General features: G+C 64.9%; 24 protein-coding genes. 17 read left to right on the top strand and 7 right to left on the bottom strand.

Translation table 11 applies throughout. The features are described from left to right. The first annotated feature begins 210 nt into the window (after positions 1-210). The 3 genes from pcaF (at position 211) to pcaG (ACVWYP_RS03680) (ending at position 2,829) form a co-directional block, all read left to right on the top strand. Positions 211-1,419 (top strand): 3-oxoadipyl-CoA thiolase, encoded by a 1,209-nt coding sequence (gene pcaF, locus ACVWYP_RS03690; RefSeq protein WP_028337987.1) that lies wholly within the window; start codon positions 211-213, stop codon positions 1,417-1,419. A 105-nt stretch (positions 1,420-1,524) separates the two neighbouring features. After that, positions 1,525-2,226, top strand: coding sequence for a protocatechuate 3,4-dioxygenase subunit beta (gene pcaH, locus ACVWYP_RS03685; RefSeq protein ID WP_304497781.1), 702 nt, complete (start codon positions 1,525-1,527; stop codon positions 2,224-2,226). After that, on the top strand, positions 2,227-2,829 hold the full coding sequence (pcaG, locus tag ACVWYP_RS03680; protein ID WP_304497780.1) for a protocatechuate 3,4-dioxygenase subunit alpha: 603 nt from the start codon (positions 2,227-2,229) through the stop codon (positions 2,827-2,829). 61 nt (positions 2,830-2,890) lie between these two features. Here pcaG (ACVWYP_RS03680) and ACVWYP_RS03675 read toward each other — a convergent pair whose 3' ends face one another. Continuing rightward, on the bottom strand, positions 2,891-3,766 hold the full coding sequence (locus ACVWYP_RS03675) for an SDR family NAD(P)-dependent oxidoreductase (protein ID WP_304497779.1): 876 nt from the start codon (positions 3,764-3,766) through the stop codon (positions 2,891-2,893). A 102-nt stretch (positions 3,767-3,868) separates the two neighbouring features. Here ACVWYP_RS03675 and ACVWYP_RS03670 point away from each other — a divergent pair, with 102 nt between their 5' ends. From ACVWYP_RS03670 to ACVWYP_RS03660, 3 genes are all read left to right on the top strand, one after another. Further along, positions 3,869-5,092: a Rieske 2Fe-2S domain-containing protein gene (locus tag ACVWYP_RS03670; protein ID WP_304497778.1), complete on the top strand. Its 1,224-nt coding sequence runs from the start codon at positions 3,869-3,871 to the stop codon at positions 5,090-5,092. Positions 5,093-5,166: 74 nt separating this feature from the next. Further along, complete coding sequence (locus tag ACVWYP_RS03665) at positions 5,167-5,523, top strand: non-heme iron oxygenase ferredoxin subunit (protein ID WP_304497777.1); 357 nt, start codon at positions 5,167-5,169, stop codon at positions 5,521-5,523. Further along, positions 5,520-6,758, top strand: a complete 1,239-nt coding sequence (locus ACVWYP_RS03660) for an NAD(P)/FAD-dependent oxidoreductase (RefSeq protein ID WP_304497776.1) — start codon at positions 5,520-5,522, stop codon at positions 6,756-6,758. Before ACVWYP_RS03665 ends, ACVWYP_RS03660 begins: the two co-directional genes overlap by 4 nt. Positions 6,759-6,775: 17 nt before the next feature. Here the strand turns inward: ACVWYP_RS03660 and ACVWYP_RS03655 are convergent, their stop codons facing one another. Next, positions 6,776-7,399, bottom strand: coding sequence for a MarR family winged helix-turn-helix transcriptional regulator (locus tag ACVWYP_RS03655; RefSeq protein ID WP_304497775.1), 624 nt, complete (start codon positions 7,397-7,399; stop codon positions 6,776-6,778). Positions 7,400-7,583: 184 nt separating this feature from the next. On the opposite strand from ACVWYP_RS03655, the gene ACVWYP_RS03650 reads away from it, so the two are divergent. After that, positions 7,584-8,765 (top strand): ABC transporter substrate-binding protein, encoded by a 1,182-nt coding sequence (locus ACVWYP_RS03650; RefSeq protein ID WP_028344382.1) that lies wholly within the window; start codon positions 7,584-7,586, stop codon positions 8,763-8,765. Positions 8,766-8,898: 133 nt separating this feature from the next. Here the strand turns inward: ACVWYP_RS03650 and ACVWYP_RS03645 are convergent, their stop codons facing one another. Beyond that, positions 8,899-9,876, bottom strand: coding sequence for a LysR family transcriptional regulator (locus tag ACVWYP_RS03645; RefSeq protein WP_028344383.1), 978 nt, complete (start codon positions 9,874-9,876; stop codon positions 8,899-8,901). A 232-nt stretch (positions 9,877-10,108) separates the two neighbouring features. Here ACVWYP_RS03645 and ACVWYP_RS03640 point away from each other — a divergent pair, with 232 nt between their 5' ends. The 9 genes from ACVWYP_RS03640 to ACVWYP_RS03600 all read left to right on the top strand — a co-directional run bounded on the left by ACVWYP_RS03640 (position 10,109) and on the right by ACVWYP_RS03600 (position 16,944). Continuing rightward, on the top strand, positions 10,109-11,338 hold the full coding sequence (locus tag ACVWYP_RS03640) for an ABC transporter substrate-binding protein (RefSeq protein WP_439711131.1): 1,230 nt from the start codon (positions 10,109-10,111) through the stop codon (positions 11,336-11,338). After that, the gene (locus ACVWYP_RS03635; RefSeq protein ID WP_304497774.1) at positions 11,314-12,042 is read left to right on the top strand and encodes a nitroreductase; all 729 of its coding nucleotides are present in this window, start codon (positions 11,314-11,316) and stop codon (positions 12,040-12,042) included. Before ACVWYP_RS03640 ends, ACVWYP_RS03635 begins: the two co-directional genes overlap by 25 nt. Before the next feature lie 13 nt (positions 12,043-12,055). After that, entirely contained in the window at positions 12,056-12,595 is a 540-nt protein-coding gene (locus ACVWYP_RS03630; RefSeq protein ID WP_225164047.1) for a 4-hydroxylaminobenzoate lyase, read from the top strand. A gap of 38 nt (positions 12,596-12,633) precedes the next feature. After that, positions 12,634-13,335: a protocatechuate 3,4-dioxygenase subunit beta gene (gene pcaH / locus ACVWYP_RS03625; protein WP_304497773.1), complete on the top strand. Its 702-nt coding sequence runs from the start codon at positions 12,634-12,636 to the stop codon at positions 13,333-13,335. Continuing rightward, positions 13,336-13,941, top strand: coding sequence for a protocatechuate 3,4-dioxygenase subunit alpha (gene pcaG / locus ACVWYP_RS03620; protein WP_304497772.1), 606 nt, complete (start codon positions 13,336-13,338; stop codon positions 13,939-13,941). A 141-nt stretch (positions 13,942-14,082) separates the two neighbouring features. Further along, positions 14,083-14,406 (top strand): ArsR/SmtB family transcription factor, encoded by a 324-nt coding sequence (locus ACVWYP_RS03615; protein WP_304497771.1) that lies wholly within the window; start codon positions 14,083-14,085, stop codon positions 14,404-14,406. Positions 14,407-14,417: 11 nt separating this feature from the next. Then, a complete protein-coding gene (locus ACVWYP_RS03610; protein ID WP_304497770.1) occupies positions 14,418-14,882 on the top strand; it encodes an SRPBCC domain-containing protein in 465 nt (154 codons plus the stop codon). A 21-nt stretch (positions 14,883-14,903) separates the two neighbouring features. Further along, positions 14,904-15,758, top strand: a complete 855-nt coding sequence (locus ACVWYP_RS03605; RefSeq protein WP_304497769.1) for a shikimate dehydrogenase — start codon at positions 14,904-14,906, stop codon at positions 15,756-15,758. Between the two features lie 16 nt (positions 15,759-15,774). Next, the gene (locus ACVWYP_RS03600) at positions 15,775-16,944 is read left to right on the top strand and encodes a Gfo/Idh/MocA family protein (RefSeq protein WP_304497768.1); all 1,170 of its coding nucleotides are present in this window, start codon (positions 15,775-15,777) and stop codon (positions 16,942-16,944) included. Positions 16,945-17,134: 190 nt separating this feature from the next. On the opposite strand, the gene ACVWYP_RS03595 is transcribed toward ACVWYP_RS03600, so the two are convergent. The 4 genes from ACVWYP_RS03595 to ACVWYP_RS03580 form a co-directional block, all read right to left on the bottom strand. Next, positions 17,135-18,445, bottom strand: coding sequence for an ABC transporter substrate-binding protein (locus ACVWYP_RS03595; protein ID WP_304497767.1), 1,311 nt, complete (start codon positions 18,443-18,445; stop codon positions 17,135-17,137). A gap of 291 nt (positions 18,446-18,736) precedes the next feature. Then, entirely contained in the window at positions 18,737-20,293 is a 1,557-nt protein-coding gene (locus ACVWYP_RS03590; protein ID WP_038387626.1) for an MDR family MFS transporter, read from the bottom strand. Positions 20,294-20,478: 185 nt separating this feature from the next. Further along, positions 20,479-21,651, bottom strand: coding sequence for an HlyD family secretion protein (locus ACVWYP_RS03585; RefSeq protein ID WP_304497766.1), 1,173 nt, complete (start codon positions 21,649-21,651; stop codon positions 20,479-20,481). Continuing rightward, a complete protein-coding gene (locus ACVWYP_RS03580; protein WP_085970781.1) occupies positions 21,644-22,123 on the bottom strand; it encodes a MarR family winged helix-turn-helix transcriptional regulator in 480 nt (159 codons plus the stop codon). Before ACVWYP_RS03580 ends, ACVWYP_RS03585 begins: the two co-directional genes overlap by 8 nt. A gap of 167 nt (positions 22,124-22,290) precedes the next feature. On the opposite strand from ACVWYP_RS03580, the gene ACVWYP_RS03575 reads away from it, so the two are divergent. Beyond that, positions 22,291-22,779, top strand: a complete 489-nt coding sequence (locus ACVWYP_RS03575) for a Fur family transcriptional regulator (RefSeq protein ID WP_026191999.1) — start codon at positions 22,291-22,293, stop codon at positions 22,777-22,779. Positions 22,780-22,927: the final 148 nt, after the last annotated feature.

Genomic DNA, 22,927 nt, shown 5'->3' with positions numbered 1-22,927 from the left:
GGCCGGAAACTACAAAATTTCGTCGCGCGGTCCTATCCGCGAGGAGGGGGTTTTCCACCCTCTCCACGGGCTGAAATATGACGAGGCTTCACGGGAATGCGCTGATGCCACGCAGCCACGTCAATTGACCTGTCGCGGGCACGCTCCTAAAACCGATCTCAAGTTCCAGCCGATCCAGCGCCTAAGTCGCGGCATTCAGGGAGAGATTCAATGCGTGATGTGTTCATTTGCGATGCCGTCCGGACCCCGATCGGCCGTTTCGGCGGCTCGCTCGCCAAGGTGCGCGCCGACGATCTCGCGGCGGCCCCGATCAAGGCGCTGATGGCCAAGCACCCGACGCTCAATTGGAACGAGGTCGACGAGGTCTATTTCGGCTGCGCCAACCAGGCCGGCGAAGACAACCGCAACGTCGCGCGCATGGCGCTGTTGCTCGCCGGCATGCCGGAGTCGGTTCCCGGCCAGACCCTGAACCGGCTGTGCGCCTCCGGGCTCGATGCGGTCGGCGCCGCGGGCCGCGCCATCCGCGCCGGTGAGATCGATTTCGCGATCGCGGGCGGCGTCGAGTCGATGACGCGTGCGCCGTTCGTGATGGGCAAGGCCGCGGAAGCCTTCTCGCGCTCGTCCGAGATCTACGACACCACGATCGGCTGGCGCTTCATCAATCCGCTGATGAAGGCGCAGTACGGCGTCGATGCGATGCCGGAGACCGGCGAGAACGTCGCCGAGGAATTCCAGGTGTCGCGCGCCGATCAGGACGCGATGGCGATCCGTTCGCAGCAGCGCGCCGGTGCGGCGATCGCGTCGGGCTATTTCGCCGAGGAGATCGTGCCGATCCAGGTGCCCGGCGGCAAGGCCGGCCCGATCACCGTCGACAAGGACGAGCATCCGCGTCCGGAGACCACGCTCGAAGGCCTCGCCAAGCTGAAGCCGATCGTGCGCAATCCGGGCACGGTGACCGCGGGCAACGCGTCCGGCGTCAATGACGGCGCCGCCGCGATGATCCTCGCTTCCGAAGCCGCGGTGAAGAAGCACGGCCTGACGCCGCGCGCAAAAATCCTCGGCCTCGCCTCGGCCGCGGTGCCGCCGCGCATCATGGGCATCGGTCCGGTGCCGGCGACCAAGAAGCTGGTCGAACGTCTCGGCATCAAGGTGTCGGACTTCGATCTGATCGAGCTCAACGAGGCCTTCGCCTCGCAGGGCATCGCCTGCCTGCGCCAGCTCGGCGTCAAGGAAGACGCCGATTTCGTCAATCCGCATGGCGGCGCGATCGCGCTCGGCCACCCGCTCGGCATGAGCGGCGCGCGGCTGGTCCTGACCGCCGTGCACGGCATGGAGAAGCGGGGCGGGAAGCTTGCCTTGGCAACTATGTGCGTCGGGGTCGGTCAGGGCGTTGCGGTCGCGATCGAAAAGCTGAATTAAGCCAATGGCTTGGAGGGGCTGAAAACAGCCCTTCCCCAATTTGGTTATGCATTATAATGATCTGACGTGAGCCCACCGGGCGCGTGGGCCGCGGAGGAATTCGCCATGACCTTGTTGTACCCGCTGCAATCGCTTGCGGCCCATCCGGCGCGGCTGTCGCCGGACTATCGCTCCACCGTGAAGCGCTCGCCGCAGAAGCCGCTGATCCCGATGCGGCACACGCTCTCGGAACTGACCGGGCCGGTCTATGGCCATGAGACCGTGCGCGCGCACGACAACGACCTCACCATCCAGGCCAAGGGCGAGCCGCTCGGCGAGCGCATCATCGTGCACGGCTATGTGCTCGACGAGGACGGCCGCGGCGTGCCCAACACGCTGGTCGAGCTGTGGCAGGCCAATGCCTGCGGCCGCTACATCCATGTCGTCGACCAGCATCCGGCGCCGCTCGATCCCAATTTCACGGGCGCGGGCCGCACGCAATCCGATGCCAAGGGCTATTACAAGTTCATCACCATCAAGCCCGGCGCCTATCCCTGGGGTAATCACCACAATGCCTGGCGGCCCGCGCATATCCACTTCTCGGTGTTCGGCCACGCCTTCGTCTCGCGGCTGGTGACGCAGATGTATTTCCCCGGCGATCCGCTGTTCCCGTTCGATCCGATCTTCAACTCGGTGACCGATGCGAAGGCGCGGGCGCGGATGATCTCCTCATTCGATCTCGAGAACACCAAGCCGGAATGGGCGCTGTGCTACCGCTTCGATATCGTGCTGCGCGGGCAGAGTGCCACGCCGATGGAGACCAGGTAAGTGTCGAACCCGCGTCCTGATGGAATCACGCCCTCGCAGACCGTCGGCCCATACTTCAAGTATGGCCTGACGCCGAACGGCGAGTATGAGTGGAATGACGCCTTCACCAGCAACCTGCTGACATCAGATGTGTCTGGCGAGCGCATCCGCGTCGAGGGCAAGGTCTATGACGGCGACGGCGCCGTGATCCCGGATTGCATGCTGGAGATCTGGCAGGCCGACGCGCAGGGCCGCTTCTCCGATCCGCAGGATGCGCGCGCGTTGCCGAATTCGAGCTTCAAGGGCTTTGGCCGTTGCGGCACCGACAAGAACGGCGCCTACGCCTTCGACACCATCAAGCCGGGCTCAGTGCCGGATGCCGACGGCAAGCCGCAGGCGCCGCATATTCTGCTCGCGGTGTTCGCGCGTGGCATGCTGTTGCATCTCTACACCCGGATCTATTTCGAGGACGAAGCCGGCAACGCCGGCGATTCCACGCTGGCGCTGGTGCCGGCCGATCGCCGCCCGACGCTGATCGCCAGGCGCAAGGCCGGCACGGGCAGCGCCTACACCTTCGACGTCCATCTGCAGGGCGACAACGAGACGGTGTTCTTCGACGTCTAGCGAAATCCGGTGTCTCCGCGCGCGGCGACCGCGCGATGCGTGGTCGCCTCCCGGGCCGATCTCACGTCGTGACGCCTGGCTTGAACACGGCGAGCGGTGCGGGATCTCGGCTCGGCGGGGGCGGGACCTTGCCGTCGACATCGGTGAAGCCGTATTCGGCCGCCAGCTCCGAGGCGAGCAGGATCTGGCCGCTCTTGGCCATCACGTCGGGATCGCTGGCGAGTGCCGCCACCGCGCGTCCGGCGAACACCGGGGTCTCGCCGCGCTCGGCGATCAGCTTGGCGAGCGCCGGCGGCACGCGATCGGGCTGCGCCGCAAGCTTCTCGCTCTTGATGTAGCCGGGCCAGATCGAGACGGCGGCAATGCCGAACGGCTGCAACTCATGCGCCATGTCGCGCGCCATCCGGTCGACGCCTGATTTCTGCACGCCGAACGGAACGTTGAACGTGTACCTGACGCCGCCGCCCGACGAGGTATTGACGATCAGGCCGCACGCTTGCGGCAGCATCAGCGGGACGGCGAACTGGCTTGCGATGAAATGCGAGCGCAGGCCGACGCGATGCATGGTGTCCCATAGCGAGGCCGGCACCCGCCAGAACGGGACATTCACCGGCATCACATTCGGCGCCGCGAACACATTGTTGACGAGCACGTCGAGCCGGCCGTGGTCGCGCCGGATCAGGTCGAAGATCTGCTTCACCGAATCATCGTCGGAATGATCGCATAGAAGGCCGATGCCGCGGCCGCCGGCCTCGTCGATCGCGGCGATGGTCTCGTCAAGCGAACCCGGCCATTCCGATCCGCCGCTGTTGCGGGTGCGCGCCGTCACGATCACCGTCGCGCCGGCCTCGGCAAGGCCGATCGCTACGCCCTTGCCGACCCCGCGGCTCCCTCCCGTCACCAGCGCGATGCGATCCTTGAGGCGTCCCTTGGTCATGATCTCTCCCAACATGGCTTCTTTGGAAGATAACTTGACAATAATCTTCCTAGGAAGATATTAGGCCAGGACGGCAAAGGCGTCAATCACGGAGGTTTTGCGATGGTCACGAGGGAAGAGAACGAATTGCTGTGCCGCGTCACGGGTGACGCGCCGATGGGACGGATGCTGCGGCAGCATTACTGGCTGCCGGCCGTTCTCTCGGTGCGCGTCCGCAAGGGAGAGGCACCGGTTCGCGTCAAGCTGTTCGGTCGCAACTTCGTGGCGTTCAGGGGCAAGGACGGTTCGGTCGGTTTCCTCGACGAGGCCTGTCCGCACCGCGGCGCGTCGCTGGCGCTGGCGCGGGTCGACGACTGTTCGCTGACCTGCCTGTTCCACGGCTGGAAGATCAGTGCACAGGGCGAGGTGCTCGACGTTCCCAACGAGCCGAACAATCCAAAGGAATTCGCCAAGACCGTGAAAGCGAAAGCCTATCCGGTGCGCGAAGGCGCCGGGCTGATCTGGGTCTGGCTCGGCGAAGGCGCGGCGCCGCCCGCGCCCGACTTCGAGTGGATGGATCTGCCGCCGGATCAGGTTTACGCGGCCGGTATCGAGCTCAATGCGAACTGGCTGCAAGGCGTAGAGGCCACCATCGATTCCTCGCATGTCGCGCTGTTGCACCAGAGCTGGACCGCGACCTCGTCGAGCGACTTCGGCGCGACCCGCGTCAATACCGAAGTCGCTTACGAATTCGATAAGAAGTCCTATGGCTTCCGTGCCGCGGCGCTGCGCACCGCGCCGGATGGGTCGTGCCTTGCCCGCGTCACCGAGTTCGTGATGCCCTACTATGGCCTGATCGCGCCGATCTTCTCCGGACCGCAGCAGGATCGCACCGCGATCATCGCGGTGCCGATCGACGACGAGAACCTGATCCAGTGGTACATCTTCTACAATCCCGAGAAGCCGGTGGATTCCTGGCGCAAGGTGCAGCGCGCCAACCAGTGGCCGATGGCCGGCGGCCTGCCGGGCGATCAAAGCAATAATTGGGGGCAGAACCGCCAGATCATGGATGCCGGTAACAGCACCGGCTTCCATGAGATCGTCATCGAGGATTTCGTTGTCATGGTCAGCATGGGGCCGATCGTCGACCGTTCGCAGGAATATCTCTGCTCGGCGGACCAGGCGATTGTCAGGGTGCGCCGCCAGTTGCTCGACGAGGTGCGCGGATTCATGAACGGCAAGGCGCCGAAAAGCGGCCAGAGCGAGTCCATGTCCTACAAGGGCATCCGCGCGGTCGGTGGCCGGCTCGCCTCCGCTGCCGAGGATTGGCGGCAGATTCCCCGCTGATCGGATCGTACGCGCAGGGCGCGGGCAGTGTGCCCGCACCCCCTGTCCCAGCTTCAGCGCAGGAGATTCACCTCATGATCTGGCACCATCTATGCGCCGCCGCAAAACTGTCGGAAGGGGAGCCGCTGGGCTTCAGGGTCGGCGACCGGCGCGTCGCGCTTTACAAGGTCGACGACGACGTCTTCGCCACCGACGACGTCTGCTCGCACGCGTTTGCGCTGTTGTCGACAGGGTTCCTCGAAGGGCATGTGATCGAATGTCCGCTGCACGGCGCGATGTTCGATGTCCGTGACGGCAAATGCCGGTCGAGTGCCTACAGGGATATCAAGGCGTTCAAGGTCGAGATCCGCGACGGCGAGGTCTATGTGCAGCTCGGCGGCGGCGCTGCCCTGGAAACTGCCGGTGATTGCGGTGCGGACGTCAAGCTGTGAACGGCCTTGTCGTCATCGGCGCCTCCTATGCCGGCATTCAGGCAGCCCTCACCGCGCGTGAAGCCGGCTATGCCGAGCCGGTGACCGTGATCGCCGATGAGAGCGCGCTGCCGTATCAGCGGCCGCCGCTGTCAAAGGATTTCTTGCTCGACGAGATCAGCGCGCAGGGTCTCCTGATGCACGACGAGGCTATTTTCTCCGACAACAGGATCGAGCTGTGTCTTGGCAACCGCGTCGTCGGGATCGATCGCAGTGCCGGCCGGGTCGTGTTGGCCGGCGGCGCGGTCCTCGACTTCGAGCGCCTCGTCATTGCCACCGGCTCGCGCGCGCGCAGGATCGCGATCCGCGGCGTCGAACTCGACGGGGTCTGCTATCTCAGGTCGATCGCCGACGCCGGCGACCTCAAGGCGCGGCTCGGCGAGGCCAGCGAGATCGCGATCGTCGGCGGCGGCTTCATCGGGCTCGAGGTGGCGTCCTCTGCGGCGAGGCTCGGCAAGAAGGTGACGGTGATCGAGGCCGCGTCGCGGTTGCTCGAGCGGGCGGTCTCTCCGGTGGTGTCGCGTGTCCTGCTCGATCGTCACGTTCGAGCGGGCGTTGCGGTGAAGTTCAGCACGGCCGTCTCGGCAATGATTGGTGATGGCGGACGGGTTGTGGCGGTCGAGCTGAACGGAGGCGTGCATCTCGGCGCCGACCTCGTCGTGGTCGGCATTGGCGGCATCGCCAATGATGAGCTCGCCGTTGCCGCGGGGCTCGATTGCACCAATGGCATTGTGGTGGATGAGCACGGCCGGACGGCATGCCCGGGCATCTATGCCGCCGGCGACTGCGCCAATCACTACAGCCGCTTCGCGGCGGGATGGATCAGGCTGGAGTCGGTACAGCACGCGCAGGACCAGGGACGGTCCGCGGGGCTTGCGATCGCGGAAAGCCATGAGCCCTATGACAGCGTGCCACGATTCTGGTCGGATCAACACGATCTCAAGCTTCAGATCGTCGGCCACTCGGCGCGCAGCGACCGGATCGTGATCCGCGGCGCGATCGAAGCCGGCCGGTTCTCTGTGTTCAACTACCGGCAGGGCAAGCTCGTCGCAGTCGACAGCATCAACAATCCCACCGACCAGATGGTGGCGCGGCGCCTGATCGCAGCGGGCATTTCGCCGACGCCGGAGCAGGCGGCAGACAGCTCATGCGATCTCAAATCGCTGCTGAAGGCCGGCAACAAGGCTGTCGCATGATGTCGCCGGCGGCAGATCTAATCCGTCGTCGCAAGCCGGCCGGACTTCTTCGGCGCTTTCACGGTTCGGACCGCGAGCAGTTTGCGCAGGCAGCGGTCGAGCATGGCAAGCTCCGCCCTGGTCAGTCCGCTCGCCTCGGTCACGCCCTCGACAACCCTCGCCACCTCGGCAATGCCGCGGTCGGCGGTTGCAAGACCCTTGGCGGTGAGGCGGACCAGTTCCGAACGGCCGTCGTCGCTGGCCGAGACGCGCAGGACGAAGCCGCCTTCCTGGAGCCGGGCCACGCGCTTGGTCATGGCACCCGACGTGACGAGGAGGGCGCGGAACAGGTCGGTCGGGCGCAACTCATACGGCTTGCCCGAGCGCCGGAGCGCCAGCAGGACGTAGAGCTCGCCGGTTTGCAGGCCGACGGCCTTCGCTATGTCCTGCAGGCGCATTTCGTGCAGCTGGTTGACGCGCTCCAGCCGTAGCAAGGTGCAGGCCGCGGCAAGATCGAGGTCGGGGCGCTGCGCGAGCCAGGCCGCCTCGATGTCGTCGTAAAGGGTGCTGTCGGGCGTAGGCGGCTGCTTGATCGCAGCTTCGGCGCGGCGTGACACGCTGCTCTTCTTCATTCCCTTCCAGTCCCCTTCGTCCTGCGCCAAGGGCGCCGGCACCATGCATCGCAGCAATCTAACACCGTCGAATTGGCGTGTCGCCTCGCAAGTTCTTGCGATTGCCTTACACAAGCGCATCGCTCCGCGGAGCGGCCATTTGCCGCTCTTCGTCGAGGGTTGACAATTATCTTCCTAGGAAGAATATTCCGGGTAAGAAACAGAGGAGGAGCACATGCGCGGACTTCGCGCTGTCATATCCGCGGCCTTGGTTGCGGCCTGCGGCTCGGCCGGCGCTGCAGAGACCGAATTGATCCTTGGCCAGACCATGCCCTATAGCGGGCCGGCGTCGGCCCTGAGCGCGGTCGGCAAGGTGCAGACCCGCTACTTCCAGATGATCAACGATCGCGGCGGCATCAATGGCCACAAGGTCAAGCTGATCTCGCTCGACGACGGCTACAGCCCGCCGAAGGCGGTGGAGCAGACGCGCAGGCTGATCGAGAATGACGAGGCGGTCGCGATCTTCGGCAGCATGGGAACGGCGCAGAACGCCGCGGTGCAGAAATATCTCAACGCCAAGAAGATCCCTCAGCTGTTCGTGTTCGCGGCCAGCGAACGCTTTGCCGACCCGAAGACCAGTCCCTACACGATCTCGGGGATGACGTTGTTCAGCACCGAGGCTGCGATCTATGCGCGGCTGGTGGCCGAGCACACGCCCGGTGCGCGCGTCGCCGTGTTGTACCAGAACGACGACTACGGCCGCGAATATCTCCGCAGCTTCAAGGCCGAACTGGCCCGCCTCGATCCCAAGGCCGAGATTGTCGCGGCGTCGCCCTACGAAGTCACGTCGCCCACGGTCGATTCGCAGATCGTGGCGCTGGCGAGCACCAATGCCAACGTCTTTCTCAATGCGTCGACCGGCAAATTCACATCGCAGGCGATCCGCAAGGCGGGCGAGCTCGGCTGGCGCGCGCAGCAGTTCCTCCCGATCGGCAGCAACTTCGTGCCGACGATCCTCAAGCCTGCCGGCCTCGACAACGCCAGGGGAGCGATCTCGGCGACGCCGACCAAGTCGGTCGGCGATCCCGAATGGGCCAACGATCCCGCCTATCTGGAATGGTTGGCCTTCATGAAAAAATACTATCCCGAGGGCGATATCGAGGATCAGCTCAACTTCACCGGATGGAACGTCGCTGTGCTCATGACCAAGGTCATCGAGGCCTGCGGCGATGATCTGTCCCGGCAGAACATCATGAAGCAGGCCACCGCGCTGAAAAACCTGGCGCTGCCGGGCCTGATCCCGGGCATCACCGTCAACACCAGCCCGGATGATTATCGCCTGATCACGTCGCTGCGGCCGCAGCGTTTCGACGGCGAGCGCTGGGTTCCGATGTCCGGTACCATGGCCGCGCAATGAAGGCCGCGAATTGTGGTGAAGCGTGGCCAGCCGCTAGAGCATGATCCGGAAAAGTGCGAAGCGGTTTTCCGAAAGATCATGCTCAAACAACAAGCTAGAGCGCGATGATGATTCACTCCAATCTCATCGCGCTTTAGCGGCCGCGCCTGAGTTCTTCGGTGGCGCGCCGGAGCACCTCGTGAAGCCATTCGTGCGAAGGCTCGTCCTCGACGCGTTCGTGCCAGAGCAGCCGAACCTCCACCGGCGTCGTGGTGTAAGGCAGTTCGTAGGTCGTGATCGCATGCGCCTGCTCGAGCGCACGCGCCAGCGGCCGCGGGACGATGGCAGCAAGTTCGGAATCGATCAGCAGTGCGGGCAGGGCAAGGAAGTGCGGCAGCGAGACCGCGATCCGTGGCGGCCGGTCGCTGTCGGACAGCGCCCGTTCGAGCGCGGGGCGGTCGTACATCTCCGAACGCCTGGCGAGCCCGCGCTCGGAGATGAAGCCGCCGATCGCGCCCTCCTGCTCGCCGCCAAAGGACACCACGACCAGCGGCAAGGTCGCGAGCTTTGCCTTGTCGAGCCGGCCAAGCTTGCGTTTCTTGCCGACAATCAGCACGTCGTCATATTCGAACAGCAGTGCCGTGCGGAAGCGGCTCGGCGGCGACGAGAACACGCCGATCGCAACGTCGATGCGGCCGAGGTCGATCTGCTCGGCAAGATCGATCCGCGTCACCGGCTTGATGGTGAGGTCGATCGCCGGAGCTTCCCGACCCAGGATCTTCAGCAGCGGCGGCGCCAGCACCATCGTCGTGAAGTCGTTGGCGGCCAGCGTGAACGGTTTTGTGGAGGCCGCCGGCGCGAAGGTCGGCAGCTCGACCGCGGCCTCCAGCGATCGCAGCGCCTGGCGGACCTGCGGCGCCATCGTCAACGCGCGCGCCGTCGGCTGCATGCCGGTGGCCGTGCGCACGAACAGGTCGTCGTCCAGCATTTCGCGCAGTCGCGCCAGCGAGTGGCTGACGGCGGACTGGCTCAGCGCGACCTTCTGGCTGGCCCGCAGCACGCTGCGCTCCTCCATGACTGCGTCGAACACCTTGAGCAGATTGAGATCCAGGGTCTTGAAGGAAACGGACACGCTGCGAGTCCTGTCTGTAGCGGATCGCTCGCCTCGGCAAAATTCCACGATCGACGGCAGTTAAGGCCAGCCGTCTGGCGGATGCAACCGAGCGGATTCTCCACGAGCGTATTGCCGTGTCGTCACCACCAGCCATCTGAAGCCGGTTCAGGATCACTCTGCAAGACTTTCACTTCCGCAACGCGGCGTTCTGGCCAAGATTGCCGGCACCGGGTTGGGAGGAGAAAAAGCGATGAAGGCCTGGGTGATGTCGGCCCGAAGTGGCGCGCGTAAATCGATCGGACTGGCGTTGATGCTGGTGGCGACAGGGACGTCGGCGATTGCACAGAGCGGGCCGGTCAGGCTCGGCGTGCTGACCGACATGTCGTCGCTCTACGCCGACAATGGCGGCCAGGGCTCGGTGGTCGCGGCGCAGATGGCCGTGGACGATTTCAAGGGCAAGGTGCTCGGGCGCCCGATCGAGATCGTCGCCGGCGATCACCAGAACAAGGCGGATATCGGCTCGGCGATTGCCCGGCGCTGGCTGGAGAACGACAATGTCGAGGCCATCCTCGACGTCCCGAATTCCGCGGTCGCACTGGCGGTGCAGGGCATCACGCGCGACAAGACGAAGCTGTTCCTCGCCACCGGCGCGGCAACGTCCCGGCTGACCGGCGACGAGTGCTCGCCGACCGGCATCCACTGGACCTACGATACCTATGCGCTGTCGCAGGGGACGACGAGGGCGATTTCGCGCCTCGGCGCCAAGTCCTGGTTCTTTCTTTCGGCCGACTACTCGCTCGGTGCGCAGCTCGAGGCCGACAGCCGCAAGGTGATCGATGCCACCGGCGGCAGGGTCGTCGGCGCCGTGAAACACCCGATCAACACGCCCGATTTCTCGTCCTTCCTGCTGCAGGCGCAGGCGTCCAAGGCCGACGTGATCGCGCTCGCCGATGCGGGCGGCGACTTCATCAACGCCGTGAAGCAGGCCGGCGAGTTCGGCGTGACGCGCGGGCAGAAGCTTGCCGGCCTGATCGTCTTCATCGCCGACATTCACAGCCTCGGGCTGCAGAGCGCGCAAGGCCTGATGCTGAGCTCGGCGTTCTACTGGGACCTCAACGACGAGACGCGCGCGTGGTCGAAGCGCTTCATCGAGAAGACGAAGAAGGTGCCCACCATGATCCACGCCGGCACCTATGGTGCGGTCATGCACTACCTCAAGGCGGTCGAAGCCGCCGGCACGCTCGATGGGCCGACTGTCGCCGCCAAGATGCGCGAATTGCCGGTCAACGATTTCATGACCCGCAACGGCAGGATCCGTCCGGACGGCCGGCTGGTCCGCGACATGTATCTGTTCCGCGTCAAGTCGCCGGAGGAGTCGAAATACCAGTTCGACTACTACCAGCTGCTGGCCACGATCCCGGGGGAAGAGGCCTTCAGACCGATGGAGGATGGCGGATGCTTGCTCGTGAAGAAGTCATGATCGACCGGGACGCGGCGTGCGGCGTTGCGCGCAATCCGATCGACGAGGTGATCGCCGGCCGGCTGTCGTGCCGTGAGTTCTCCGGCAGTCCGGTCTCGCGCTCGACCATCGAGCAGATCCTGCGCGTGGCGCGGTTCGCGCCGAGCGGTGCGAACATCCAGCCCTGGCACGTCTACGTGCTCGCCGGCGTCGTCAAAACCGAGGTGTCGGCTGCGCTTCTGCATGCGTATGAGAACGAGCCGGGCGAGCACGTCTCCGAATATCAATACTACGCAAGCGCTTTCCCCGAGCCGTATCTCGGCCGTCGTCAGGAGTTCGGGCGATTGTTCTATGACTCGCTCGGGATCGCGCAAAGCGATACTGCGGCGAGGAGCCGGCAGACCGCAAAGAACTTCATGTTCTTCGGCGCGCCGGTTGGATTGATCGTCACCATCGATCGGCGCCTGGCGATGGGAAGCTGGCTCGATCTCGGCATGTTCATCCAGAACGTGATGCTGGCGGCGGTCGGACGCGGGCTGCAATCCTGTCCGCAGGAAACCTTCGCCAGATTCCATCGGATATTGCGTCCGCTGCTGTCGATCCCCACCGAGCAGATGGTGGCCTGCGGGATCTCGATGGGCCACCCCAGGGAGCGGTCGCGCACGCGGCTGATGCCGCGCGCGGAACTGGAGGCATTCGCCTCCTTCAAGGGTTTCGAGGATTAGACAGGAGAAAGTCATGGGAAGCCGGGAACAGCTTATCGAACGCAGCATTCCGTTTCTGCGCGAGGTCAAGGACATGACGCCGAGTGCGGCGATGGAGCGATGGCTCAACGAGACCTATGGAGAGGACAGCGCGCTGTACCAGGATCTGGCCCGCCTCATCAAAATGGGAGTCGAGGAGGGCTGGGCCGCAAACCAGGAGGTGGAAGGTCCGAACTATCGGCGCAGCCGCATCCTTGAGCCAGTCCCCGAGACGTTCCAGTTCAGCATCACCGCGGTCTACATGAACAGCGCCGATCCGCGCCGCTTCAAGGACGAGGACGATCACGACGTGCTGCGCGGGCAATATCATGGCCATCCCTATGGCGAGCTCAACCTCGTCGTTCCCCTCGACAAGGGCGCGCAGCTGAAGGGATTGCAGGGCTGGCAGGGGCCGGGCTGGACGGCGCCGGATCCCGGCAGCCGGCATTATCCGGAGGTGAGGGGCGGCGCGGTCATCGCGCTGTTCTATCTGCCGGCCGGGCGCATCTCCTACGATTTCAAGGCGCCGGCCTGATATCCGGCGCGGGCGGCAATCCGGTCTGGAGAAAGCACATGACGTTGATCTATCCGATCGCTTCGAACAGCGTCCATCCTGCGCGCCTGTCGCCTGCGTACCGCAGCGCGATCAAGCGTGCGCCCACGAAGCCGCTGATCCCGATGCGGCACACGCTCTCGGAACTGACCGGGCCGGTCTACGGTCATGAGACCGTGCGCGCGCACGACAATGATCTCACCATCCAGGCCAAGGGCGAGCCGCTCGGCGAGCGCATCATCGTGCATGGTTACGTGCTCGACGAGGACGGCCGCGGCGTGCCCAACGCGCTGGTCGAGCTGTGGCAGGCCAATGCCTGCGGCCGCTACATCCATGTCGTCGACCAGCATCCGGCGCCGCTCGATCCCAATTTCACCGGCGCCGGCCGCACGCAATCCGATGCCAAGGGCTATTACAAGTTCATCACCATCAAGCCCGGCGCTTATCCCTGGGGCAATCACCACAACGCCTGGCGGCCCGCGCATATCCACTTCTCGGTGTTCGGCCACGCCTTCGTCTCGCGTCTGGTGACGCAGATGTACTTTCCCGGCGACCCCCTGTTTCCGTTCGACCCGATCTTCAACTCGGTGACCGATGCGAAGGCGCGGGCGCGGATGATCTCCGCCTTCGATCTCGACAACACCAAGCCGGAATGGGCGCTGTGCTACCGCTTCGATATCGTGCTGCGCGGGCAGAGTGCCACGCCGATGGAGACCAGGTAAGTGTCGAACCCGCGTCCTGATGGAATCACGCCCTCGCAGACCGTCGGCCCATACTTCAAGTATGGCCTGACGCCGAACGGCGAGTATGAGTGGAATGACGCCTTCACCAGCAACCTGCTGACATCAGATGTGTCTGGCGAGCGCATCCGCGTCGAGGGCAAGGTCTATGACGGCGACGGCGCCGTGATCCCGGATTGCATGCTGGAGATCTGGCAGGCCGACGCGCAGGGCCGCTTCTCCGATCCGCAGGATGCGCGCGCGTTGCCGAATTCGAGCTTCAAGGGCTTTGGCCGTTGCGGCACCGACAAGAACGGCGCCTACGCCTTCGACACCATCAAGCCGGGCTCAGTGCCGGATGCCGACGGCAAGCCGCAGGCGCCGCATACTCTGCTCGCGGTGTTCGCGCGTGGCATGCTGTTGCATCTCTACACCCGGATCTATTTCGAGGACGAAGCCGGCAACGTCGCTGATTCCACGCTCGCGCTGGTGCCGGCCGACCGCCGCCCGACCTTGATCGCGCGGCGCAAGAAGGCCGGCACGGGCAACGTCTACACCTTCGACGTCCATCTGCAGGGCGACAGCGAGACGGTGTTCTTCGACATCTAGCTGCGCGCCGCGAACGGCGCGCAATTCCAGCATTGAAGGGACGACCGGAATCCGCTGCGCGCGTTCGCCGCAGCGGATTTCGCTTGACCATGCGTCATCGGTTATATAACATATAAATTATATAACCGAACGAGATCAAGCATGGCCAACCTCGATGCCGCCTTTTCCGCGCTCGCCGACCCGACCCGCCGGGCGATCCTGGCGCGCCTCGCGCTGGGCGAGGCGACTGTCATGGAACTGGTCGAGCCGTTCGACATGACCCAGCCCGCGATTTCCCGCCATCTCAAGGTGCTCGAGGGCGCGGGCCTGATCGTCCGGCGCATCGAGGGCACCAAGCGGCCGTGCCGGCTGGCGCCATCAGCGGTTGCCGAGATCGATCAATGGCTCGGCATGCTGCGGCGCGCAATGGAAACCAATTACGACCGGCTGGACGACGTGCTGGCCGCAATGAAGCCTCAGCAGTGAAGGGTATCCCCATGAGCAAGTTGACGCTGAAGACCGAAGGCGACCGCTATGTCGTCGTGACCAGGCGCTTCGTCGCGCCCCCGGAGGCGGTGTATCGCGCGCATACCGAGCCGGAGTTGCTGCAAAAGTGGCTGCTCGGTCCCGACGGCTGGACCATGCCGGTCTGCATCAGCGAGGCGAAGCCCGGCGGCAGGATCCGCTACGAATGGACCGACGGCAAGGGCGGCGGCTTCCATTTGACCGGCGAGTATCTCGCGCTCGAACCGTTCAACCGCATCGTGCATGTCGAGCGCATGCACCTGCCGGATCCGACGCCTGACAATCACGTCGAGACGCGCTTCGCGCCCGACGGCGACGGCACCTTGATGACGATGCGGATGACGCTGCCGGATGCCGAAACGCGCGCGGCGATGCTCGCGACCGGCATGGAGCACGGCATGGAAGACAGCTATGCTCGGCTCGACCGGATGAGCTGAACGCGACTGACGTGAGGGACAATGCGCGACCGTTTCCTGACGGGGCTGATTGGCTGTCCGATCGCGCATTCGGCGGCGCCTGCGATGCACGAAGCGGCCGCAGCAGCGCTCGGCGTCCGCTGTCACTACCAGCTGATCGAGGTCAAGAGCGCCGATCGCGACGATCTGCGCGCGATGCTCGACGGCATCCGGCGGCTCGGCTTTGCCGGCGTCAACGTTACCTTTCCCTACAAGGAGGCGGTGGTCGAGCTGCTCGATGACCTCGCACCCGATGCGCGCGCGATCGGCGCGGTCAACACCATCGTCGCCGATGGTGCGCGGCTGGTCGGACACAACACCGACGCGTCAGGTTTTGTGCGCGCGATCGCGCCGCTGCTTGCATCAGCGCCGCGCGGCCCGATCGCGCTGATCGGTGCCGGCGGCGTCGGCAAGGCGATCGCGTTTGCGCTCGCCGGCCTCGGTGTCGGTGAGCTCCGCATCTTCGACGCCGATGCCGCGAAGGTCGCGCGGCTGGCCGGCCAGTTGGCCGGCCGTCATGCGGTTCGTGGTGTCGCCAGCGTCGAGGGCGCGGTCGACGGCGCGACCGGCGTCGTCAATGCAACGCCGGTGGGCATGCTGCCGAACCGCGACAGTCCCGTGCCGGAGAGCTTGTTGCATTCGTCGATGTGGGTCGCCGACGCGGTCTACACGCCGCTGTGGACGCCGTTGCTGTTGGCGGCCAAGGCCAAGGGCGCCAAAGTCTTGACCGGGCGCGATCTTGCGATCTACGCAGCAGCGGACGCGTTCGAATTGTTCACGACAATGATGCCTTCGATTGATGTCATGACAAATGCGTTCGACGCGGTGATGGCCGCGCGCTACTCTGCGCCCGCCTGAGGGGCGGAGACACAAAATGACAAAAATCAGGATCGGGCTGGCCGGCTGCGGCTTCGTGTCAGAGCTGCACATGGTTGCCTACCGGCGCGTCTATGGCGTCGACGTCGAGGTGAGGGCGGTCGCGGCGCGCGGCGATCATGTCAATGCGTTCGCCCGCAAGCACGCAATCCCGAACGCCTATCGCAGCTTCGCCGAACTGATCGCCGACCGCGAGCTTGATGTCATCGACATCTGCACGCCGCCGAACCTTCACGCCGCGATGATGGTCGAGGCAATGCAGGCCGGCAAGCACGTGATCTGCGAGAAGCCGTTCAGCGGCTATTTCGGCCGCGACGGCGACAAGGCGCCTATCGGCAGGCATGTGCCGAAAGCGCTGATGTACCAGCGGGTGATGGAGGAGATGGAGGTGACCCGCGCCGCGATCGAGCGAAGCGGACAACTCTTCATGTATGCCGAGGACTGGATCTACGCGCCGGCGGTGACCAAGACCGCGGAGATCATCCGCGCCACCGGCGACAAGATCCTGTTCATGAAGGGCGAGGAGAGCCATTCCGGCTCGCATGCGGCGCATGCCGCCGAGTGGGCGATGACCGGCGGCGGCTCGCTGATCCGGATGGGCTGCCATCCCTTGTCGGCGGTGCTCTATCTCAAGCAGGTCGAGGCGAAAGCGCGCGGCGAGACCATCACGGTCGCCAGCGTCACCTGCGACGTCGGCAATGTCACGGCCGGCCTCAAACCGCAAGAGCGCGCCTACATCAAGGCCAATCCGGTCGACGTCGAAGATTGGGGCACGCTGACCGCAACCTTCTCCGACGGCACCAAGGCCACGGTGTTTTCGGGCGACATGATCATGGGCGGCGTACGCAATTTGATCGAGACCTACACGAGCGGCGGCTCGCTGTTCGCCAACATCACCCCGAACACGCATCTGATGAGCTACCAGACCTCCGAGGAGAAGCTCGCCTCGGTCTACATCACCGAAAAGGTCGATCGCAAAACCGGCTGGCAATATGTCTGCCTCGAGGAGGAATGGACCCGCGGCTACCTGCAGGAGATCCAGGATTTCATGGAGTGCGTGACGACCGGCCGGCAGCCGCTTGCGGACCTCGCGCTGGCGTATGAGACGACCAGGGTGAACTACGCCGGCTACTGGGCGGCGGATGAGGGCAGGCGGGTGGTACTGTAGGCTAAGGACAACAGCGGGCTTGCTCTCGTCTCGCTTGCCCATGCCAGATCCGTCATCCTGAGGCGCGAGCGGAGCGAGCCTCGAAGGGTGCGCGGCCCCGCTGCTGGCCGTCGATCCTTCGAGACGCGGCCAACAGGCCGCTCCTCAGGATGACGGACTGAGCTCCCAGCATGCTGCAAGAGGCCGAAATCTACGCCCCGTATACCGAGCCCTTCGGCAACGGGAACACCGGATCCTGCGTGCGGATATTGGTCGGCCACACCACGGTGATGCGCTCGCCGGCGTTCTGCATCACGACCGGGGTCGAGCGCTCGTTCTGGCCCGACAGCGGCGTGCCCGGCGGATAGAACTTCACGCCATAGCCCTGGATGGTGCCGCCTGCGGGGATGTCGACGTCGAGCGCCGCCTTGCGGATCGCCTCCGGATCGAAGCCGCCATACTTGTCCTTGGCGACCGGCAGCACATTGTTGAGCAGGATCCAGGTCTGGTTGAAGCCCATCGAGCAGTGCGGCGGCACTTCGGTTGCATTGGTCTTCTCGCGGTAGCGCGCGACCATGGTCTTGGTGAGGTCGCCGACGCCGGGTGCGAGCTTGGCGGGATCGAGCAGCTGCGCCGGAACGGGGTCGATATTGCAGAAATTGTCGATGTCGGCGCCGAAGGTCGCGCGCAGCTTGTCGAGCTGGCTGTAGCCCGCGCCGGCGCCGAACAGCATCTTGAACTTCAGCCCGCTCTCGCGCGCCTGGCGCAGGAACAGCGTGATGTCGGGATTGTAGCCGGCATGCGAGATCACGTCGGCCTTGGCGCGCTTCAGCTTGGTGACCAGCACCGAGAGATCGGGCGCGGAAGCCGAATAGCCCTCCTTCAGCACGACCTGAAGCCCGACCTCCTTGGCGAAGGCCTCGTCGGCGGCGGCGACGCCGACGCCATAGGGCCCGTCCTCATGGATCAGCGCCACCTTGACGTCCTTCGGCTCCATACCGAGCTTGGCCTTGGCGTGCTCATTGATGAAGCTCGCGAAGGCCTGGCCGTACTGGTCGGAATGGATCTGCGCGCGGAACACGTATTGCAGGTTCTTGTCCTTGAACACGGCGGTCGAGACCGCGGTCGTGATCCACAGGATCCGCTTCTGCTGCTCGACCTTGGCGGCGAGCGGCACCGCGTGGGAGCTTGCGAACACGCCGTTGAGGATGTCGACCTTCTCCTGGTCGATCAGGCGATTGGCCTCGTTGATCGCGACATCGGGCTTGCTCTGGGAATCGACGTTGACCGGCGCGATCTTGTACTTGCCGCCGACGCCGCCCTTCTCGTTGACGAGGTCGATCGCGATCTGGGTGCCGATCGAGGAGGCGACCGAGCCGCCGGCGGCGAACGGGCCGGTCAGGTCGTAGATCACACCGATCCGGACCGTCTCGGCCTGCGCCTGTGCCCGTGTCCAATCCAAGCTGAAAGCAGCGGCGGCAGCCGCTGAAGTCTTCAGCAGCGTCCTGCGTGAAGTCGGCATCGCGTCCTCCCCTGAAACCGTCAGTTGTGTGACGGGTCTTGCTTGTTTTCGCGGAGTATTGGGAGGCGAGGTCGGAAAGTCAACGCGGCTTGCGGCTGCGGCGTCTTGCGCTTTAGGAGGGTTGGCCGCAACAAAGACTGTCGTCGCCCGGCTCGACCGGGCGACCCAGTATTCCAGAGGCCGCAGTGCTTGAGCCGATAGGCCGCGGCGTACTGGATCGCCCGGTCAAGCCGGGCGATGACACCGATAAAGCGGTGAGGGGCGCGCTATCGGACACATAGACGTTGAAACCTACTCCATCACCGCGGCATGGTCCGACGGCGCGGACTGCGAGCGCAGCGTGGCCTTGGTCGAGCCGATCATCAGCGCGAGCGGGATCGAGACCAGGATGAACAGCATCACCAGCTGGTAGTCGTGCGAGAACGCGATGATCTGCGACTGCGCCGCCACCATCTTGTCGGCCATCGCGCGGCCGGCATCGGTGTTGAGGTTGATCATGCCCGATACGTCAGGCATCTGCAGCGCGTGGTTGAACGGGTTGATCTGCTCCGACAGCTTTGCGTAGATCCGCCGTCCGCCTTCCGTCAGCTGCGCGATCACGATCGAGATGCCGACCGAGCTTGCGACGTTGCGCAGCAGCGTCAGCATCGAGGTGCCGTCGGTGCGCAGATGGTTGGGCAGCGACATGAACGCCACCGTCGACAGCGGCACGAACACGAGGCCGAAGCCAAAGCCCTGAACCACGCTGACGACGATGATCTCGTTGGCCTGGGTCATGTCGGTCCAGCCGGTCATCTGGAACAGCGAGGCCGCGGTCAGCGCCAGGCCGGAGATGATCAGCGTGCGCGCCTCGATATAGCGCATCATGCGGCCGACCAGCATCATCGCGACGAAGGTGCCGGCGCCGCGGGTCGCCAACAACAGGCCGGCGGTGATGATCGGGTAGCCGACCACGTTCTGCAGATAGGGCGAGGACAGCGCCATGGTCGAATACAGCACGAGGCCCATGACAGTCATGAACACGCAGCCGCCAAGGAAGTTCTTGTCCTTGAACAGCGCGAACTGGATGAACGGCCGGCTGGTCGTCAGCGAATGGGCGAAGAAATAGTAGAAGCCGACCGCGGAGACGATGAATTCGATCATGATCTCGTTGGATTCAAGCCAGCCGAGCTGCTCGCCGCGGTCGAGCGCGAGCTGCAGCGAACCGATCGCGACCGCGAGCGCACCGAACCCGAACCAGTCGAAGCGCAGATTGAGGTCCTGCTTGGTTTCGTCCATGAAGACCGCAAGGCCGAGCACGGTGATCGCGCCGAACGGCAAATTGACGAAGAACACCCAGTGCCAGGAATAGGTCTCGGTCAGCCAGGCGCCGAGCGAGGGCCCCATGATCGGGCCCATCATCACGCCCATACCCCAGATCGACATCGCTTTGGCACGCTCATGCAGCGCGTAGGAGTCGAGCATCACGGCCTGCGACAGCGGCACCAGCGCCGCGCCGAACACGCCCTGCAGCAGGCGGAACAGCACCATCTGGTTGATGTCCTGCGCCAGGCCGCAGAACACCGAGGCGACCGTGAAGCCGGCCGAGCAGATGATGAAGATGCGCTTCCGGCCATAGCGGTTGGCGATCCAGCCGACCGGCGCGGTCATGATCGCGGCCGCGACGATGTAGGAGGTCAGCACCCAGTTGATCTGGTCCTGCGAGGCCGACAGCGAGCCCTGCATATAGGGCAGCGCAACGTTGGCGATCGTGGTGTCGAGCGCCTGCATGATCGTCGCGGTCATCGCGCAGATCGTCACCATGTTCCGGCGCATGCCGGGCACGGCTGATGGTGACGGTGCATTCATTCAGGTCGGTCCTGTTCGAGCGTTGGAGTCACCTCTCCCGCTTGCGGGGGAGGTCGGCGCGTAGCGCCGGGTGGGGGCTCTCTCCACAACATGACTCGTGGAGAAAGCCCCCACCCCGGCCCTCCCCCGCAAGCGGGAGAGGGGGCGCACTGTCTCTGCGGTCGACTATCGACCGCTTCTTATCTCTATTCGTGGTCCGGGTGCGCCGAGGCCGGCGCCAGCCCGAGCAGGCCGGCCAGCGTGCGGCGGTGGTTGGTGTCGATCGTCGCGTAGACGCTCATGCCGGCTTTCAGCTTCTTCACGAACGGATCGTTCTCGTCGAAGTAGATCCGCACCGGCACACGCTGCACCACCTTGACGAAGTTGCCGGTCGCGTTCTGCGGCGGCAGGATCGCGAATTGCGCGCCGGTGCCGGGCGAGAGCGAGCCGATCTTGCCCCTGAACTGATGGTTCGGGAACGCGTCGACGTCGAGCTCAACCGGCTGGCCGACCGCGACATAGGTGAAGTCGCTCTCCTTCGGATTGGCGTCGACCCAGGGATGGTCGACATCGATGACCGAGAACACCGGCGAGCCGGCGGCGACGAAGCGGCCGAGCTGGATCTGGTCGACCTGGGTCGCGACGCCGTCCATCGGCGCGCGCAGCACGGTGTGGTCGAGATTGCGCTGGGCGTCGTCGAGCTTGGCCTTGGCCTGGGCGTAGGGCGGGAACTGCTCGATCGGCAGGTCGATATCGCCGAGCAGCTGCGTCTTGTCCTTGGAGATCTGCTGCCTGATGTATTGCGCCAGACTCTCGGCCGTCACTTGCGCATTCGCCGCGTTGTCGAGGTCGAGCTGCGAGCCGAAATTCTGCTTGGCCAGCGTCGACTTGCGATCAACGTCGCGCTTCTTCAATTCGATGCTCTGCTGGGCGAATTCCAGCATCCTGCCGTTGATCTTGATGTTGTCGACCAGGTTGTCATAGGTGGTCCTGGTCTGGTCGAGCGCGGCCTTGGCCTGCGCCACCGCGAGGCGGAACGGCACCGGGTCGATCTCGAACAGCTCGTCGCCCTTCTTGACGTGCTGGCCTTCCTTCACGACGATCTTGTCGATCTTGCCGGAGATTTCCGGCGTGATCAGCACCTTCTGCGCCCCGACATAGGCGTCGTCGGTGCCGACATAGCGGCCGCCATTGAGATAGAACACGGTGCCGCCGATCGCGGCGAGGCTCGGCAGCACGACCAGCAGCAGCACCCGGCGATAGCGTCGCAGGCCCGCCATCAGGCGACGGCGCGGCGCGCGGCTGGCCTTGCCCGACGGGGTGGGCTCGCCCGGATTGCTCTTCTGCTCGGGGGCCAGTTTGAGGACGGGTTCAGCCATAGCGCTGTTCCTTTCGGGAGGGCTCGCCGGCTGGGGTTTGGACGGCATTGCGAACGTTTTCCTTGATCGATTCCAATTGGGTGAGCAGGCGATACGCGTCAGCGGGGCTGATGCCTTCGAGCGCGGTCGCGGTGAGTTCGGAGCGGAGGCCGGCGAGCTTGCCGAGCAGCGGGCGGGCGGCCTTCTTCAGATAGAGGCGGTTGACGCGGCGGTCGTTCTCGTCGCTGCGGCGTTCGATCCAGCCATTGTCGCAGAGCTTGTCGATCAGCCGCGTCAGCGTGATCGGCTGCACCTCGAGCAGCTCGGCGAGCTCGGTCTGTTTCAAGCCTTCCTGGCGTTCCACCTTGGACAACACGGCCCATTGCGCGCGGGTGATGCCGTAGCGCGCGGCCTCCTTGTCCGCATAGACGCGGATCAGCCGGAACACTTCGCCCAGCGTAAACAAGAAATCGGTGTCCACCGAACCGCGCATCGATCCTGCCTCCATAAGCTTGGGATATAATAAGCTTGCTTATGATTTCTGCATGCCGGGTTAACGCGAGGCTGCCCCGCATTGCGGGCATGGCTGCAACGCGGCGGCGGACCGGGGCTGGGAGCCGGGCTTTGGGAACGGGCGCGCAAATGCTACATATCGAGGCAATGAGCCTGGCCAAGCCGACATTTCCTGCCCCCGACCACGATCACGGCCGCTGCGCCGCGGACGCGATGGCGCATGCCGAGCAGGTGTGTGCGCGCCGCGGCCAGAAATTCACCCCGATCCGCCGCCAGGTGCTGCAGGCGCTGCTGTCGAGCCATCGCCCGCTCGGCGCCTATGAGGTGATCGACGAACTGGCCAAGACGATGCCGCGGCCGGCACCGATTACCGTCTACCGCGCGCTCGACTTCCTGATGGAGAACGGCCTCGTCCACCGCATCGAGAGCCGCAACGCCTTTCTCGCCTGCGCGCATGACCATGACGAGACCTCGATGGTGGCGTTCCTGATCTGCGACCATTGCGGCTCGGTCGGCGAGATCCCGGCCGCCCCCGTCGCGCAAAGCCTGACCGCGGCGGCGCGGGCCTCGGGGTTCATCCCGAAACTCTCCGTCGTCGAGATCGCCGGCACCTGCGCGCATTGCCAGAAGACGTGATGCGCGATGGTTTCAGCTAACTCGCACTGCTTTCGAGCTACCTCGCCCCGCTTGCGGGGAGAGGTCGAAATTCGCGGTAGCGAATTTCGGGTGAGGGGGACTCTCCGCACGCTCGGCTCTATCGAATTTGCGGCGACGGCCCCTCACC

The organism is Bradyrhizobium sp. USDA 3262, from assembly GCF_054060035.1.
The sequence above is the reverse complement of the archived record's forward strand: the minus strand, read 5'-3'. Positions and strand labels throughout refer to the sequence as shown.

Coding starts and splice junctions, on each gene's coding strand:
- ACVWYP_RS03595 (WP_304497767.1), bottom strand. CDS start 18,445: ATGCCGACTTCACGCAGGACGCTGCTGAAGACTTCAGCGGCTGCCGCC.
- ACVWYP_RS03605 (WP_304497769.1), top strand. CDS start 14,904: ATGCGCGACCGTTTCCTGACGGGGCTGATTGGCTGTCCGATCGCGCAT.
- ACVWYP_RS03575 (WP_026191999.1), top strand. CDS start 22,291: ATGAGCCTGGCCAAGCCGACATTTCCTGCCCCCGACCACGATCACGGC.
- ACVWYP_RS03675 (WP_304497779.1), bottom strand. CDS start 3,766: ATGACCAAGGGACGCCTCAAGGATCGCATCGCGCTGGTGACGGGAGGG.
- ACVWYP_RS03615 (WP_304497771.1), top strand. CDS start 14,083: ATGGCCAACCTCGATGCCGCCTTTTCCGCGCTCGCCGACCCGACCCGC.
- ACVWYP_RS03665 (WP_304497777.1), top strand. CDS start 5,167: ATGATCTGGCACCATCTATGCGCCGCCGCAAAACTGTCGGAAGGGGAG.
- ACVWYP_RS03590 (WP_038387626.1), bottom strand. CDS start 20,293: ATGAATGCACCGTCACCATCAGCCGTGCCCGGCATGCGCCGGAACATG.
- pcaH (WP_304497773.1), top strand. CDS start 12,634: ATGACGTTGATCTATCCGATCGCTTCGAACAGCGTCCATCCTGCGCGC.
- ACVWYP_RS03650 (WP_028344382.1), top strand. CDS start 7,584: ATGCGCGGACTTCGCGCTGTCATATCCGCGGCCTTGGTTGCGGCCTGC.
- ACVWYP_RS03640 (WP_439711131.1), top strand. CDS start 10,109: ATGAAGGCCTGGGTGATGTCGGCCCGAAGTGGCGCGCGTAAATCGATC.
- ACVWYP_RS03630 (WP_225164047.1), top strand. CDS start 12,056: ATGGGAAGCCGGGAACAGCTTATCGAACGCAGCATTCCGTTTCTGCGC.
- ACVWYP_RS03580 (WP_085970781.1), bottom strand. CDS start 22,123: ATGCGCGGTTCGGTGGACACCGATTTCTTGTTTACGCTGGGCGAAGTG.
- pcaH (WP_304497781.1), top strand. CDS start 1,525: ATGACCTTGTTGTACCCGCTGCAATCGCTTGCGGCCCATCCGGCGCGG.
- ACVWYP_RS03585 (WP_304497766.1), bottom strand. CDS start 21,651: ATGGCTGAACCCGTCCTCAAACTGGCCCCCGAGCAGAAGAGCAATCCG.
- ACVWYP_RS03670 (WP_304497778.1), top strand. CDS start 3,869: ATGGTCACGAGGGAAGAGAACGAATTGCTGTGCCGCGTCACGGGTGAC.
- ACVWYP_RS03610 (WP_304497770.1), top strand. CDS start 14,418: ATGAGCAAGTTGACGCTGAAGACCGAAGGCGACCGCTATGTCGTCGTG.
- ACVWYP_RS03600 (WP_304497768.1), top strand. CDS start 15,775: ATGACAAAAATCAGGATCGGGCTGGCCGGCTGCGGCTTCGTGTCAGAG.
- pcaF (WP_028337987.1), top strand. CDS start 211: ATGCGTGATGTGTTCATTTGCGATGCCGTCCGGACCCCGATCGGCCGT.
- ACVWYP_RS03635 (WP_304497774.1), top strand. CDS start 11,314: ATGCTTGCTCGTGAAGAAGTCATGATCGACCGGGACGCGGCGTGCGGC.